The following is a 15,557-nucleotide window of genomic DNA, read 5'->3' as shown; positions in this document are numbered from 1 at the left end:
GCCGGGCTGCCCGGCTTTTTTCATGCTCCGATGAGCGTGCGCTCAGGCGCCGGTCGCGCCCACGCCGGCAGCCAGCAGCCAGGACACCAGCAGCAGGAAAGCCATCGCCGCCGCGAACAGCACCGACAGGCGGCGGCCGGTCACGCCTTCGCCGAACAGGGCCGGCTTGTCGTAGTCGAAGCCGACGTAATAGGCGTAGAACACGGTTGCCAGGTAGTGCACGGCGCCGAACATCTCGCCCAGCTCGCCCTTGCGCGGGTGTTCGATCAAGAGGTGCGACAGCACCACCAGCACGATGTAGATGACCGACGCGCCCAGCGGCGGCAGGTACAGGCCCATCGACTCGATCCAGCGCTTCAGGCCCGGGCGGCTGCGCGCCAGGAACGGCAGCACCAGGTTGTGGGTCAGGCCGGCGACCAGGATCAGCTTGAGCAGCACGGTCTTGTGCAGGCTGCCGCTGCCGAGCGCCAGGTTGTGCAGGTTGGTTTCCGCCTGGCGGTTATTCTGGACGAAGAACTCGGGCGAGGTGATGCCCAGCACGCGCTGGAACCAGCTGACCTCCTCCAACGCGGCCAGCGCTACCAGCGCGGCCAGGCCGCCCAGCGCCAGCAGTTCGAACTTCGACGTACCGGGCTGCTTCAGGCGTTCGACGAACACGAAGCCGAGCATCACGGCGATCACGGCGAAGCAGAGGAACTGCATCCATTCGACGATGCCATCTTCGCCCAGCAGGCGCCACAAGGCCTTGGTATCGGGACCGGACCAGGCGACGGCCAGGCCGAGGATGAAGACGTTGATGGCGATCGCCATCAGGATGACCGGATGGGTCTGCCATTTGTTATTTGCCACGTACTACTCCTTACTTAATGAAAACGATTCGACCGGAGCCGCCACCTGCGCCGCGGCCACGTCGGCCGCAAGGTCGCCGGCGCCGCGACCTTCGTTACGTTCCGCAGCACCGCGCGCCCTGCTGCGCGCCAGCCGGCGCAGGCCCTGGCGCACCGCCGCGCCCACCGCCCAGGCCCACAGCAGCGGATCGAGCACGGCATCCCACAGGTTGCCGCTCGGCAGGCGTAGCAGGCTGAACAGCACGAGCGCGCCCAGCAGCGCGGCATGCTGGCGGCCGCCGCTGCCGCGCACGAACGCCAGCGCGCAAGCGAGCGCCCCGCACAGGGCCAGCAGCGGCGCCGCCAGCGCGCCGAAACCGGCGTAATACAGGCCCAGCGCCAGCACGCCCATGGCGTCGAGGTACAGCACGGTGCCGGCCAGCGCGAGCGGCGCCACCAGCGAGCGCGGTATCAGGGCGCCGGGCGCCGTCCCGCTCCAGCGCGCGAGCAGGCTGAGCAGGCACAACAGGGTCAGCAGGCCGCTCGGATACTGGAACGTCAGGCCGAGCCAATACGCCGCGCCGCCCTCGCCGCCGAATGCCAGCAGCAGGCCGGCGCCGCCCAGCACCGCCGCGATGGCCGGACGCCGCCGGCCCAGCGTGGCTGGCAACAGCGCCGCCACTGCGGCGGCGAGCACGATGGCCCATGACAGCCGGCCATAGGCGGCCTGCAGCGCGAATTCCGGCAGGGTCATCAGATATCCTTCCCGATATGGATCTGGTAAGCGTGATGCGCGATCGCTTCGCGCTGATGGGTATAGGTGATGTGCAGTGTGTCACCGACCTGGTGCATGGTCGGATACGAGAACTCGTCGCCCGCTTTGCCGCTGGCGATATCGGCGACCGTGCGCCAGACCTGGCCATCGCTCGAGATCGACAGGCGCAGCATGTTGCGCGACGAGCCGTTGGCGGCGACGTGGTTATGCAGCATCAGGATGTCGCCGTTGGCGAGGCGCAGCGCCGCCAGCGAGGTGCTGTGGTTGGGCATGTCCAGGGCCGGCAAGTCTTCCCAGCTGGCGCCGCCGTCGCCGCTGCGCGCGTGCTGCACGCGCTGTTCGTCGCTGGCGTCGCGCATCCAGGCGCGTACTTCGGTACGCGACACCGGCACGATGGTCGGCTGCAGCGTCGACATGCGCGCGCCGATGCGCACGACGCGGGTCGGTTCGCCCTGCGCATCGAAGGCCATCGCCATCGGATACTTGATGCCCAGTTCAAAGTAGACCGGCAGCCACCAGCCGCCGTCGGCGACCGCGACCGGCGCGGTGCGCACCAGGGTACTGGTATTGAACAGGGGCGAGAGCGGCAGCAGCCGACGCACGGCGAAGGTGGCGCCGTCGTCCAGCGACACCATGTGCGCGATGCGCGACGCCGCCCATCCGCCCATGCCGGTGGCGACCACGTACAGGTGGACGGCGCCGTCGGGCGCGGTCCAGGCGACCGGGTTGCCGATGCGGCGCACGCCGAAGCCGAGTGCGCGTCCCAGCGATTCGCGGCTGGCCACGACCCAAGGCGCGCTCCACTTGCCGTTGCGCGAGCGCGAGGCGTACACCTTCACGTCCGGACCGCTCTCGCGGCTGCCGGCCCACCAGAAGGCCAGCAGGGCGCCGTTGGCGCTGGCGAGCGAACTGGCGTGCGCCGACGGCGTGTTGGCCGGCATCGGAATCAGCGAGCGCGACAGTTCGACGAGGCGTGCCTGCCCGCGCGCGTCGGCCGCCGCGGCAGACAGCAGCGACGGCGGCGGCGCGGCGCGCATCCAGCGCGCGGCTTCAGCCGCAAACGCGGCCAGCACGGCCAGCGCCGCCAGGAAGGAGACGACGGTGGTCCGGGTCCAGCGGCGCAGCGGCAGGGTGCGGGTACTGTGCATGGTGGGTAATGGCAGGGATCGGCTGTTCAGGCGGGCGCGGCAAGCAAACCAGGGATCGGCTGCTGCATCTTGCCTGCAAACAATGCAAAGCGGGGATTTTAGCCGGATATCGGGGCAACCGGGCGAGGCTGGCAAAAAAATGGGCCGGGCACGGGGGAGATTGTTGCGTGCAATCCCTGCACACCGATCGAAAATAGCCAGGTCGTCAACAGGGATTGTGCCCGTGCCGGTTATGCGAGACACCCTACGGCTTGCACGATACAAACCGGGCAATGACATCGTTGTCCGACGAATCTCGCGGTCCGTAGGGTGGGCCGGGCGGCGATCCGCTCTGCCCACGCGGTACGGCGTTTGCATGTCGAAGCGCATTTACGAGCATTGCGGCTCTCAGCGGTACGACTGGTGCGCGTGAGCAAGTGGCCGTTCGCGAGCGCTGCGGCGTGCGGGAGAACGGCCGTGGGCAGAGCCCACCCTACGGTTTGCGCGATACCGACTGTTCAATAATATGTTGACGGACGAATATCACGGTCCGTAGGGTGGGCTCTGCCCACGCGGTACGGCGTTCGCATGTCGAAACGCACTCGCAGGCACTGCGGTGTGGGATGGGTACGACTGCGTGGGCGGAGCGGTTCGCCGCCCGGCCTACCCTACTGTACGCCGGTGGGAGAAATGCCCGGCGCGGGTCAGGCGTCGAGGCGGGCGCGCAGGGTGGCGGCGAAGCGCGCGCGGTCGAACAGGCAGACGATGTGTTCGTCGCCCTCCTCGCCCGCCACCGCCAGCACCTCGCCCACGTCGCGGCGCATGTCGGGCGCGCCGGCGCCGTTGCCACCACCGTTGCGGCCGAGCGTCGGCGCCGGGCGGCGCTCGCGGTCGGACAGCGTCAGGATGCTGTCGACGCGGTCGACCACCAGGCCGAAGCTTTCGCCGTCGTGCTCGACCACCAGGATGCGGCGCTCGGAGGGGTCGTCCAGCGGCGCCATGCCGTACAGGCGGCGCAGGTCGACCACACACAGCATTTGCCGGCGCAGCTGCATCATGCCTTCGACGCAGTCCGGCATGCCCGGCGGGCGCAGCGCGATCGTGCCGTAGGGGACGATCTCGCGCACCTGGCCGATATCGGCGGCCCAGGCGCTGCCGAGGGAGAATGCGAGGTAGACCCGGCGCCGCGCCACAGTGCCGGCGCCGCGCACGGCGGCCGCCGCCTGTTCGCCGTACAGGCGGCCGTGGCCGGCGCAGATCTCGGCGACTTCACCCTGCGTAAAGATATGCTCGGGCGCCAGGAACAGCGCGTCGGCGCCGTCCGGGTGCGGCAGACAGCCGCGGAACATGGCGGCGCGGCCGGTGCCGAGCATCGGGATCGGCAGGATATCGCTGTCGAAATGGGCGCGCACGTCCTCGACCGCATCGACCAGCAAGCCGAGCAGGTCGTCGCCGACGCGCACCACCAGGATGCGGCGCTCGGCCTCGTCGGCGCCGTCAGCTGCACATTGCAGCAGCACCCCGAAGTCGACCACGCCGACCGCCCGGCCGCGCAGGTTGAACCAGCCCTTGCACACCGCGCTGAGCATGGCCGAAGGTTCGATGGCGGGGACGCGGATGATTTCCTGCACCGCCAGCATCGGCAGCGCGAAGGTGGTGGCGCCGGCGCGGAACACGATCGCCTTGTGGCCTTCGGCCTGGCGCAGGAAGCGCGCGCGCTGGGCGTCGTGCGCCGCGGCCGCGAGCGAGCGCACCTGCGGCACGTTCTCGACCCGGATCAGCGCATTCGCATCGAGCACCTGCACCAGGCGCCGTCCTTCGTCCAGCAGCAGCGCGCCGCAAATCACGGCGCGGCCAGCGCCGGGCGCGTACTGCACGCTGCTGCGCTGCTCGGGACGCACGCGCAGCACTTCGCCGGTGGCGTCGAACAGCAGCCCGACCTGGACGCCGTCGTGGTCGAGGATGGCGATGCGCTGGCCGGGCTGCACGGCGGGCGCGGCGGGATCGAGGATGCGCGCCAGGTTCATCACCGGAATGGCGGCGCCGCGCAGCGTGAAGATGCCTTCCAGGCAAGGCGGCGACAGCGGCAAGGCGGTGATCCGCTCGGGCAGGTTGACCACTTCGCGGATCGACAGCGCCGGCAGCGCGAATTCCTGGCCGCCGAGCAGGAAGCTGCCGTACAGCGCCATGCCGGCGGCGCCGGCCAGCACCTGGGCCGCTTCCGCGCGCGCGGCATTCATCGCCGCCAGTGCAGCTTGGGCCGACTGCGCCAGCGTCGGCTGGGCTGCGTTCTCCTGGTGGGCGATCATTGCAGTACTCCCGTGGGGGCGCCGATGCCGACCACCGAATAGCGCTGGCTGTCGCAATCGATGCTGATGCGCCGGCCCTGGTGGCCGCCGACGTCCTGGAAACTGACGCGCAACCCGCGCCGCGTGAGGTGTTCGCGCGCCGCGGTCACGTTGCGGCGCCCGATCGGTTCCTGGCCGCGCAGCGCCGCCAGCATGCTGGCGCCGCCGGCGACGACGACTTCGACCTCGTCGTACTGGTCGCGCCGCACGCCGAGCGCGCGCAGCAGGCCGGGTACCGCTTCGCTGACGTAGCGCGCGCCGAGATCAGCTTGAACCGCATCGGTCTCGGGCAGCAGGCAATGCGCCAGGCCGCAGCGGCGGCCGTTCCGCCAGATCATGCCGATGCCGACGCAGGAGCCCAGCAGCGCGGTGAGAACGTCGCTGCCGGCGCCGACCTGCATCTGGCCGGCGAAGACGTGGTGGCGGGTGGCGTCGATGGATTGCACGATGTTATGCATATTTATGCGTGTTCCTGGCGGATGCGGTAGACGTGGGCCTGTTCGAATTCGAACGGGGTGGCGATGCGGGTGATCGATTCCTGTTCGCCGAGGATCAGGCGCGCGCCCGGAGCCATGGCGGCATGCACCTGCCCCAGCACGCGCTGCTGGTTGTCTTCGTCGAAGTAGATCAGCACGTTGCGCAGCAGGACCAGGTCGAATTGCGCGCCGCCCGGCCACGGCGCCAGCAGGTGGTGCTCGCCGAAACGAACGTGGGCGCGCAGTTCCGGCCGTGCGCGCAGTGCGCCGCCCTCGGGCGTGAAATGGGTGCGCGCCAATTCCGGGTGCGCGTCGGCAAAGCGCTGCGCGGTGCGGCCTTCATAGAGGCCCGTGGCGGCCGTGGCCAGCACCGCGGTGTCGATGTCGGTGGCGGTAATCGAGAATGTGAGCTGCGGCGCGCGCGCCTGGAAGCCGCTGCACAGCATCGCCAGAGAATACGCTTCCTCGCCGCTGGCGGCGGCGGCCGACCAGATGCGCAGGGTGCGCTGCGGATGCTGCGCCACCCAGCCCGGCAGGAAGTCGCGCTCGAGGTAGTCCCACACGGCCGGGGTACGGAAGAACGCGGTGTCGTTGGTCGTCACCAGGTTGATGAAGGCTTGCACCTCGGCGCGGTCGGCGCGCACGCGCGCGATGTAGTCGCCGTAGCGGGCCAGGCCCAGGGTACGCAGGCGCGGACGCAGGCGGCCCTGCAGCAGCACGCGCTTGTGCTCGTGCATGGCGATGCCGGTGTGTTCGCGCACCAGGCTGGCCAGGGCGGCGAAGTCGGCGCCGGTCAGATCGGCGTTATCGAAGGCGTTCCCGGGCATCATCAGACCACGAAGCGCGAAACGATGCGGTTGAGCTGCTCGGCATTCTCGTTGAGGCCTTCGGTCGAGCGCGCGATGCTGTCGCAGGAGCCGGCCGAACGTTCGGTTTCCTGGGCGATGTAGGCGATCGCGGCGCTCACTTCGCGCGCGGTGAGCGACTGCTCGTCGGCGCTGCGCGAAATGTCGGAGATCGCCAGCGAGGTTTTTTCCACGCCCGAGGCGATACGGTCGAAGGCGTCGCTGGCCTGGCGCGAAATGTCGCTGCCCTGCACCACGCGGCGTACCGATTCGTTGATCAGCTTGGAGATTTCCTTAGTCGCCTGCGAGGAACGCTCGGCCAGCTTGCGCACTTCGTCGGCCACGACCGAGAAACCCAGGCCATGTTCGCCGGCGCGCGCCGCTTCGATCGCGGCGTTAAAGGCCAGCATGTTGGTCTGGCTGGCGATTTCGCCGATGACTTTCACGATCTCGGCGATGTCTTCCGACGACTGGTTGATCAGGCCCATCGCCTCGATGGTCTTGGCCACGGCCTTGGCGCCCGACTCGGCTTCGTTGCGGGTGGCCTGGGCCAGCGCATCGGCGTCGCCGGTGCTGCGCGCGATCGTGCCGATCGAGGCGGTCAGGCCGTCGACCGAGGCGTTCATCTGTTCGACGGTGGCGCCGAGCGCCTGGGCGCTGGCCGCGACCACGTTGGAGCGGTCGGCGATGGTGCGCGAGGAGCCGGACAGCTTGCCGGCGGCGCCGACGACTTCGCCGATCACGCCACGCAGATCGGCGATCATTTTGATGACGCCGGCCGCCAGCTGGTCGAGCGGCTCGTCGCCCTCGATCTCGGCCATGCCGGTCAGGTCGCCGGCCGAGGCGCGCGCCACTTGCGCCAGCAACAAGGTCACCTTGCGCTGCTCGTCGATGGCGCGCGCGGCGCTGCGCTGCTCGAGCAGCACCTGGTCGGTGATGTCGGTGGCGAACTTGACCACCTTGACCGGCTTGCCGTTGGCGTCGAGGATCGGGTTGTAGGTGGCCTGGATCCAGACCACCTTGCCGTCGTTGCCGAGGCGGCGGTAACGGCCGCAGTCGTACTCGCCGCGCTGCAGCTGCTGCCAGAACTTGCGGTAGGCCAGGCTGGCGGCATACTCGTCGTCGCAGAACACGCGGTGGTGTTCGCCCTGCACGTCGCCGATCGCGTAGCCCATCAGGTCGAGGAACTTCTCGTTGGCGTCGAGCAGGATGCCGTCCATGTCGAATTCCACCACCGCCTGCGCCTTGCGCATGGCTGCCACCAATCCGGCCAGCTCGACGCTGCGCGCTTTCTCGGCCGAAACGTCGGTGGCGAACTTGATGATCTTGTGGACCCGGCCCTCGGGGTCGAGCACGGGATTGTAGGAAGCGTTGATCCAGATTTCGCGCCCGCCCTTGCCGATACGCTTGTATTCGGCGCGCTCGATCTTGCCCGCCGCCAGGTCGGCCCAGAAATCCACGTACGCCGCCGACTGTTCGAACGACGGCTCGCAGAACATCGAATGGTGCTGGCCGACCACCTCGTCCAGGCTATAGCCCATCACCGCCAGGAAATTATCGTTGGCATGGGTGACATACCCGTCGAGCGTGAACTCGATCACGGCTTGCGCCCGGTTGAGTGCGCGGTGGATGGCTTGCAGTTCGTGAACGGCGTTGCTCGATTCTTGGGTGCTGATATGCATGGCTGACCTGTTGAGGGCGGAAGAACTCGGGTGCTGGGCACCAGAGGCGGGCTGACGCAGTGCTCGAGTCAGCAGGGTCAATGATGCCGCAAATCAACAAATCAGTAAATCCAGAAATCGGTAAATTACGAAATTATTTATTGCCGTTGTTGCTTGGCAACATGCAGTGACACGGGCCTATTTCATGGCGTTTTGCTAGCACCGAATTTTCTACAGCTGAGCTAAGAGGGGTGGTCGAGTCAAAAAAGCAAGCTGACCAAATTTAATATTGCTGAGCTGGAGGACGGAATCATGGGTCCCGGAACGACACCAAATTTTCTACAGCTGAGCTAGGTTTGTACAGGCGGTTCCCTGCGCTGGCTGCTGTGCACTGTAGGGTGGGCTGGTCCGCGTAGGACCCCGAGCCCACGCCTTATGTACGGCTTATATAGCGATGGCAGTGATCGGCTCGCATGGTGCCGGAATCCGTGCAGCAGGCGGGAAAGGATGGGCAGGTACGCGTGGGCCCGGGGCGCCCACCCTACTGCACGGCTGTTACAGGTGACCGCTCGCTGATCGTCTTATGATGCACCAAAGCAACGTTAATACTCTCGTGCAATATTTTTCTTTACAGCAAATCAGCAAAACCGATACTATTCGCTCGTCAGAAAAATTCGGCAAATTCGAAACCCTCTGACGGCCTTCGCCACCGGGGCCATTCCAGCGGGCGGTTTTCGATTACCGGAGCTTTTGTGCATCGCGTCTTTCTCTTCCTGGCCCTGTGCCTGTTCCAGCTGAACGCGGCGTTCGCTGCTGCCACCGGCGCCGGCGGCGTCGACGTCACCCTGCAGGCCTTCCAGGTCGCCGGCAGTGGCAAGGACGCCAAGCTGATGCCGACCACCCGCGCCTTGCCGGGTGACACCATCGAATACCAGGTGACCTACCGCAACGGCGGCACCACCCCGGCGCGCCAGATCAAGGCGGTGCTGCCGGTTCCGGCGAGCGGCATGGCTTACCTGGCCGGCAGCGCCCTCCCCGCCGCGGTCGAAGCCAGCCTGGACGGCAAGACCTACGCGCCGGCGCCTTTGACCCGCGACGTCATGCGCGAAGGACGCCGGGTTACCGAAGTCGTCCCCGTTTCCGAATACCGCTTCCTGCGCTGGGACCTGGGCGACCTGCCCGCCGGCGCCGCCGTCACCGTCAAATCCCGTATGCGCCTCGCAGGCGCGCCAGCCCAACCCTGATTTATCTGTAGAGGAATAACAACATGAACAAGCACTTCGCTTCCCCGCGCGTCACGCGCCTGGCCCTGGCCGCCTCGATGCTCGTCCTGGCCTCGTCCGGCGCCCATGCCGCCACCGCCGCCGGCACCGAAATCACCAACCAGGCCAGCGCCGTCTACCTCGACTCGCTGCTGCGCGGCCATACCGCCGTGTCGAACACGGTGGTCACCGTCGTCCAGCAGGTCGGCAGCGCGGGCATGGGCGATGGCTCGGCCAAGAACGCCGCCGCCAGCGCCCAGGTCGTGTATGCGCATAGCCTCAGCAATACCGGCAACGGCGCCGACACCTTTACCCTGAGCGCGAGCAACAACGGCGCCTTCGCCATGGCCAACGTCGTGTTCTATGCCGACGCCAACGGCGACGGCATTGCCGACAACGCCACCCCGATCACCAGCAGCGGCAGCTTGCCGGCCGGCGAAACTTTCCGCTTCGTTGCCGTGGCAACCCTGCCGGCGAACGCCGCCCCGGGCACCAACAACGAACTGACCGTCACCGCCACCAGCACCTTCAACCCGCAAGTAACGGCCAGCAGCACCGACACCACCACCGTCACCGCCTCGGCCCAGATGGACATCACCGCCAACGCGGCCGGCAATGGCGCCAAGGGCGCGGGCGCCGGCGCCGAGACGACGGCCGTGATCACCAACACCACCACCGCCGGTGCGACCACGCGCTTCACCCTGTTCCTGAACAATGCCGGCGGCAGCAACGAAACCTTCAACCTGCAGGCCAGCACCAGCGCCGCTTTCGCCAATACCGACCTGCCGGCCGGCTGGACCGTGGTGTTCAAGGATGGCTTCGGCAACCCGATCAACAACGCGGCCGTCAACAGCGGCGCCTACCGCATGGTCTACGCCGACGTGACCGTGGCCGCCGGCGCCACCGCCGCCACCACCGACATCTACTTCCGCGCGCTGGCCAGCAACAACGTGGGCGACGTCATCCACCAGGCCGTGAACGTCGTGAACGAAGCCGTGCAAGTGACGCTGGTCAAGAAGCAAGCCCTGGACAAAACCTGCGACGGCGTCGCCGATACCGAGTTCAGCGCCGACAACATCACCACCGGTGCGGTTCCCGGCGCCTGCATCCGCTACCAGATCACTGCCACCAATACCGGCGCCAGCGACGTCAACACCGTGATCATCCGCGACACGATCCCGGCCTACACGACCTGGCACTCGGCGCCGAACAACACGACCGGCGCCATCATCGCTCCGATCGTCAACCTGCTCGGCACCATCTCGGCCACCGTCGGCACCATGCAGCCGGGCCAGTCGAGCACGATGACCTTCGGCGTACGCATTTCTCAGTAACACCCACCCCCAATAACAAGAATTCCCTTTCCGCCGCTCCTGAAAAGGCCGGCGGCAGGGACCCCTACGCCCGAATTTCAGAGTTTCCGCCATGAAGAACCGCCTGGACCACTTCGTTTTCTTTCTGTTGCTCGTACTGGTCGTGTGCACCGGCGCCCAGGCCGCCATCCGCAACCAGGCAAGCGCCGGCTACGTCAATGCGCTCGGCAATGGCGTGAACCTGAAATCGAACGTGGTCCGCGCGATGCAGCCGGAAACCATCCGTTACTACACCAATTCCAGCTACGCGACCCAGGCGTCGGTCACGACCTTCGGGCGCCAGCTGTTCATCGAAGCCACCGCGCCGGCCTGCGATGCCGACCCGGAAGCGGTCGACACCATTTCGCTGGCGATCACCTCGCAAAAGACCGGCGACACCCAGACGTACCGCGCCGCAGAAACCGACGTCGACAGCGCCGTGTTCCACATCACCGCCCAAGTCATGACCGCCAGCAACACCGGCGCAGGATGGAGCAACGGCGACGGCAACGGCGCCATCGACGTCATGGCGGACGACACCCTGACCGCGACCATCGCCAGCTGCGGCAGCAAGGTCGCCACCGCCGCGATCCTGGTCGACCCGGTCGGCGTGGTGTTCGACAGCAAGACAAACGTGCTGCTGAGCGGCGCCACCGTCACCCTGATCGACGTCACCGGCCAGGGCAACGGCGGCCGTCCGGGCGAAGCCGCGCTGGTGTTCGATACCGACGGCGCCACCCCGCTGCCGAGCACGGTCGTCACCGGTAACGATGGCCGCTATCACTTCCCGCTGGTCGCGCCGAGCCTGTACCGCCTGGCCGTGGTCGCCCCGAACAATTACACCTTCCCATCGAAAGTCGCGCCCGGCGCGTTGCCGGAAGGCCGCGAAATCAACCTGTACGGCTCTTTCGGCGGCAGCTTCACCGTCAGCGAAGCGACCGGCGCCGTGACCATCGACGTCCCGCTCGACTCCGTGCCGGGCACCCTGTACCTGGAAAAGAGCGCCTCGCGCGCCACCGCCGAGATCGCCGATTTCGTCGACTACACCATCCGTGTGCACAATACCGCCGAGCAGGCACTGGTCGGCGTGAAGGTCGACGACGCGCTGCCGGCAGGCTTCCGCCTGGCGCCGGGCAGCGTGCGCATGGACGGCGTGGCCGTGGCCGATCCGGCCGGCGCCACGGGCGCCGCGCTGCAATTCACGGTCGGCACCCTGCCGGCCAGATCGACCATCGTGCTGCGCTACCGTGTGCGCATCGGCGCCGGCGCCCTGCAAGGCGACGGCATCAACCGCGCCAGCGCCACCAGCGCCGCCCCGCTCGCTTTTACCAGCGTGGTCGCGGCCGCCAAGGTCAAGGTCGAAGCCGGCGTCTTCAGCGACAAGGGCGTGATCCTCGGCAAAGTGTTTGCCGACTGCGACGGCAACGGCATCCAGGACGCGAACGAGCCGGGCGTGCCGGGCGTGCGCATCTACCTGGAAGACGGCAGCTTCAGCCGCACCGACCTCGACGGCAAATACAGCTTCACCGAAACCCGCCCGCGCACCCACGTCGCCAAGCTCGATCCGTCGACCCTGCCGGCCGGCGCCACCCTGTCGGTGCTGGCCCAGCGCAATGGCGGCGACGCCGGCAGCCGTTTCGTCGATGCCAAGGATGGCGAGCTCGCGCGCGCCGATTTCGCCATCGCCGGCTGCAGCCCGGCGCTGCGCGCCGACATCAACGCCCGCCGCGCGGCCGCCAAGGCCGACGGCAAGGCTGCCGAAGCCGTGCAGGCGCCCGCTGCCAAGGCCGCCCCGGCCCAGCTGGATTTGACCCAGTTCGACAACAGCCTCGGCTTCGTCAACCTGCAGGATGGCGCCGTGCTGGCCGGGCACCAGGCCACCGTGCGCGTCAAGGGCGCGCTCGGCGCCCGCTTCGCGCTGCTGGTGAACGGCGAGGCCGTCGCCGACTCGCGCATCGGCCAGCGCAACAAGCTCGCCGAGCGCCAGCTGGAAAGCTGGGAATTCGTCGGCGTCGCCCTGCACGCCGGCAAGAACGTGATCGAACTGCGCCAGGTCGACGCCTTCGGCAACCCGCGCGGCAGCAGCCGCATCGACGTCGTGGTGCCGGGCGCCCTGGCGCGCCTGCGCCTCGAACTGCCGCAGCCGAAGGTGGCCGCCGATGGCCGCAGCGCGGTGGCCGTGCTTGTCAAGCTGGAAGATGCCCGGGGCGTGGCCGTGCTGCAGCGTACCCCGGTGACCCTTGACGCCAGCCTGGGCCAGTGGCTGCAGGCCGACCTCGATCCGCGCGAAGCGGGCGTGCAAACCTTCATCGAAGGCGGCCAGGCCGAATTCGCCCTGCGCGCGCCGCAGGAAGCCGGCGAAGCAACCGTCGCCGCCGCCAGCGGCCAGGTCAAGACCAGCACCACCCTCGGCTTCGTGCCGGACCTGCGCCCGCTGGTCGCCGCCGGCGTGGTCGAAGGCAGCATCAGCCTGAACCGCATTCGCGGCAACGTCAGCAATCCGAACCGCTCGTTCGACGCCTTCGAGGACAGCCTGCGCAGCGTGTCGGGTAAATTCAACGGCAACGAAGCCGAGGCCGGCGCCCGCGCCGCCTTCTTCATGAAGGGCAGCGTCGGCAACGACACCCTGCTGACCATGGCCTACGATTCGACCAAGGAAAAGCAGGAAAAGCTGTTCCGCGACGTCGATCCGACCGGTTTCTATCCGACCCTGGGCGACGATGCTCAGCGCGGTTTCGAAGCGCAGTCGACCAGCCGCATGTACCTGCGCGCCGACCGCAACAAGTCGTGGCTGCTGTACGGCGACTTCACGCCGCCGGGCAGCACGCCGGCGCGCAGCCTGGGCGCCTACAACCGCAGCCTGACCGGCCTGCGCCACCATGTCGAGACCGGCAACCTGACCGTGGACGCTTTCGCCAGCCGCGACAGCACGCGCCAGATGGTCGAGGAAATCGCCGCCAACGGCACCTCGGGTCCCTACCTCACCGGCAGCGCCGTGATGGTGCTGAACAGCGAGCGCGTCGAACTCGTCGTGCGCGACCGTAACCAGAGCGGCGTGGTGCTGTCTAACGTGACCCAGGTGCGCTATGTCGACTACGACATCGAGCCGCTCACCGGCCGCATCCTGTTCCGCGCCCCGGTGGCCAGCCTGGACGCCAACCTGAACCCGGTGTCGGTGCGCATCAGCTACGAAGTCGACCAGGGCGCACCGCAGTTCTGGGTCGGCGGTGCCGCAGCCCAATACAAGCTCGGTGCGATGGTCGACGTCGGCGGCAGCTACGTTGCCGACCGCAACCCGATCGCCCAAACCACGCTGTCCAGCGTGAACGCCACCGTCAAGCCGGACGACAAGACCACCGTCATCGTCGAAGCGGCGCGCATGGATAAACAGCTCAAGGATGGCAATGCCGCCCGCATCGAAGCCGTGCGCAAGGACGGCAAGCTGGAAAGCCGCCTGTTCGCGGTGCGTACCAGCGAACACTTCGACAACCAGTCGGCCCTGCTGCCGAAAGGCCGCGTCGAAGCGGGCCTGCGCGCCGGCTACAAGGTCGACGAACAGCTGCGCCTGGACCTGGAAGCCCTGCACACCGAAGACGTGGTCAGCGGCGCCGCGCGCGACGGCGTGCAGGCCGGCGTGGGTTACGCCTTCAAGAACGGCGTGCGCGTCGAAGCCGGCCTGCGCCACTCGCAGGAAACCGCCGCCGCCAATACGGTGCTGGCCCAGCCCGATCTCACCAGCGTGCGCGCCAAGGCCAGCGCCCAGATCCCGGGCCTGCCGCAGGCCAGCGTCTCGCTGGAAGGCGAGCAGGACATCAAGGACAGTGCCCGCCGCATGGTCGCCATCGGCGGCGATTACCGCCTGGCCGGCGGCAGCCGTTTCTATGGCCGCCATGAACTGATCAGCAGCCTGGGTTCGAACTATGCGCTGAACGAAGGCCAGCAGCGCAACGCCACCGTGTTCGGCATGGATTCGGACTACATGAAGGATGGCCGCGTGTTCTCGGAATACCGTGCGCGCGGTTCGGATCTCGGCTCGAAAGAAGCCGAAGCGGCGATCGGCCTGCGCAACCTGTGGACCATCGCGCCCGGCGTGCGCGCCAACACCAGCTTCGAGCGCGTGCGCGTGCTGAGCGGCCCGGCTACCAACGAATCGATCGCCGTCGCCGGCGCGCTCGACTACGCCCGCAATCCACTGTGGCGCGGCAACGTGCGCCTGGAACTGCGCCATGGCGAAGACAGCGACAGCGTCCTCAATACCCTGGGCCTGGCCCACAAGCTGAGCGAGGAGTTCACTTTCCTCGGCAAGAACACCTACGCCGCCAACCGCAGCCGCACCACCCGCAGCATGCGCGTCAACGAACTGCTGCAAAGCGGCATCGCCTACCGCGCGCCGGGCAGCCTCGGCTTCAACGGCCTGGCGAAATACGAGTTCAAGCTGGAGTCGGACGACGGCCCGGCCGACCTCGAGCGCGCCGTGCACGCCGTGTCGCTGGCCGCTAACTGGCAGCCGACCGTCGACACCGTGCTGAGCGGCCGTTACGCCGCCAAGCAGGTGCGCGACGCCTCGAACGGCCTCGACACCCGCGGCACCGCCCAGCTGCTGGCCGCGCGCATCACCCACGACATCGGCCGCGACTGGGATGTGGGCGCGGTGGCCCAGGTCTTGTTCAGCGGTGCAGAACGGAGCCGCCAGTTCGGCCTCGGCCTGGAAGCCGGTTACCAGCTGCAGCAAAACGTCTGGGTCTCGGCCGGCTACAACCTGCTCGGCTTCAAGGAGCGCGACCTGGCCGGCGCGGACGCCACCACCAAGGGCGTGTACCTGCGCCTGCGCATGAAATTCGACGAGCGCGCCCTGGGCGGCATGCTGTCCGCATTCAATTAAGG

At 67.9% G+C, this 15,557-nt stretch carries 10 protein-coding genes; 3 read left to right on the top strand and 7 right to left on the bottom strand.

Features of this window, described 5'->3' with window-relative positions; genetic code table 11:
• Positions 1–42: 42 nt before the first annotated feature.
• The 7 genes from IFT60_RS00225 to IFT60_RS00195 all read right to left on the bottom strand — a co-directional run bounded on the left by IFT60_RS00225 (position 43) and on the right by IFT60_RS00195 (position 8,080).
• Complete coding sequence (locus IFT60_RS00225) at positions 43–849, bottom strand: hypothetical protein (protein WP_192048227.1); 807 nt, start codon at positions 847–849, stop codon at positions 43–45.
• A gap of 3 nt (positions 850–852) precedes the next feature.
• Positions 853–1,581 (bottom strand): hypothetical protein, encoded by a 729-nt coding sequence (locus IFT60_RS00220; RefSeq protein WP_192048225.1) that lies wholly within the window; start codon positions 1,579–1,581, stop codon positions 853–855.
• The gene (locus IFT60_RS00215) at positions 1,581–2,750 is read right to left on the bottom strand and encodes an exo-alpha-sialidase (protein WP_192048223.1); all 1,170 of its coding nucleotides are present in this window, start codon (positions 2,748–2,750) and stop codon (positions 1,581–1,583) included. The genes IFT60_RS00220 and IFT60_RS00215 overlap by 1 nt, the downstream gene beginning before the upstream one ends.
• Before the next feature lie 683 nt (positions 2,751–3,433).
• Positions 3,434–5,038: a chemotaxis protein CheW gene (locus tag IFT60_RS00210; RefSeq protein ID WP_192048221.1), complete on the bottom strand. Its 1,605-nt coding sequence runs from the start codon at positions 5,036–5,038 to the stop codon at positions 3,434–3,436.
• A complete protein-coding gene (locus IFT60_RS00205; RefSeq protein ID WP_192048219.1) occupies positions 5,035–5,535 on the bottom strand; it encodes a chemotaxis protein CheD in 501 nt (166 codons plus the stop codon). The genes IFT60_RS00210 and IFT60_RS00205 overlap by 4 nt, the downstream gene beginning before the upstream one ends.
• A 2-nt stretch (positions 5,536–5,537) precedes the next feature.
• The gene (locus IFT60_RS00200) at positions 5,538–6,383 is read right to left on the bottom strand and encodes a CheR family methyltransferase (RefSeq protein WP_229510613.1); all 846 of its coding nucleotides are present in this window, start codon (positions 6,381–6,383) and stop codon (positions 5,538–5,540) included.
• Positions 6,383–8,080: a methyl-accepting chemotaxis protein gene (locus tag IFT60_RS00195; RefSeq protein WP_192048217.1), complete on the bottom strand. Its 1,698-nt coding sequence runs from the start codon at positions 8,078–8,080 to the stop codon at positions 6,383–6,385. The genes IFT60_RS00200 and IFT60_RS00195 overlap by 1 nt, the downstream gene beginning before the upstream one ends.
• Before the next feature lie 731 nt (positions 8,081–8,811).
• Here IFT60_RS00195 and IFT60_RS00190 point away from each other — a divergent pair.
• From IFT60_RS00190 to IFT60_RS00180, 3 genes are all read left to right on the top strand, one after another.
• Positions 8,812–9,303 carry a DUF11 domain-containing protein gene (locus IFT60_RS00190; RefSeq protein ID WP_192048215.1) on the top strand — a complete coding sequence of 164 codons (492 nt, stop codon included), beginning with the start codon at positions 8,812–8,814 and terminating at the stop codon, positions 9,301–9,303.
• Between the two features lie 23 nt (positions 9,304–9,326).
• Positions 9,327–10,655 (top strand): DUF11 domain-containing protein, encoded by a 1,329-nt coding sequence (locus tag IFT60_RS00185; protein ID WP_192048213.1) that lies wholly within the window; start codon positions 9,327–9,329, stop codon positions 10,653–10,655.
• 91 nt (positions 10,656–10,746) lie between these two features.
• The gene (locus IFT60_RS00180; RefSeq protein WP_192048211.1) at positions 10,747–15,555 is read left to right on the top strand and encodes an SdrD B-like domain-containing protein; all 4,809 of its coding nucleotides are present in this window, start codon (positions 10,747–10,749) and stop codon (positions 15,553–15,555) included.
• The last annotated feature ends 2 nt before the right edge of the window (positions 15,556–15,557 follow it).

This window comes from Massilia sp. CFBP 13721, from assembly GCF_014842025.1.
In the GTDB taxonomy this organism is placed as follows: Bacteria; Pseudomonadota; Gammaproteobacteria; order Burkholderiales; family Burkholderiaceae_D; genus Telluria.
This window is presented reverse-complemented; position numbering and strand designations above follow the sequence as displayed.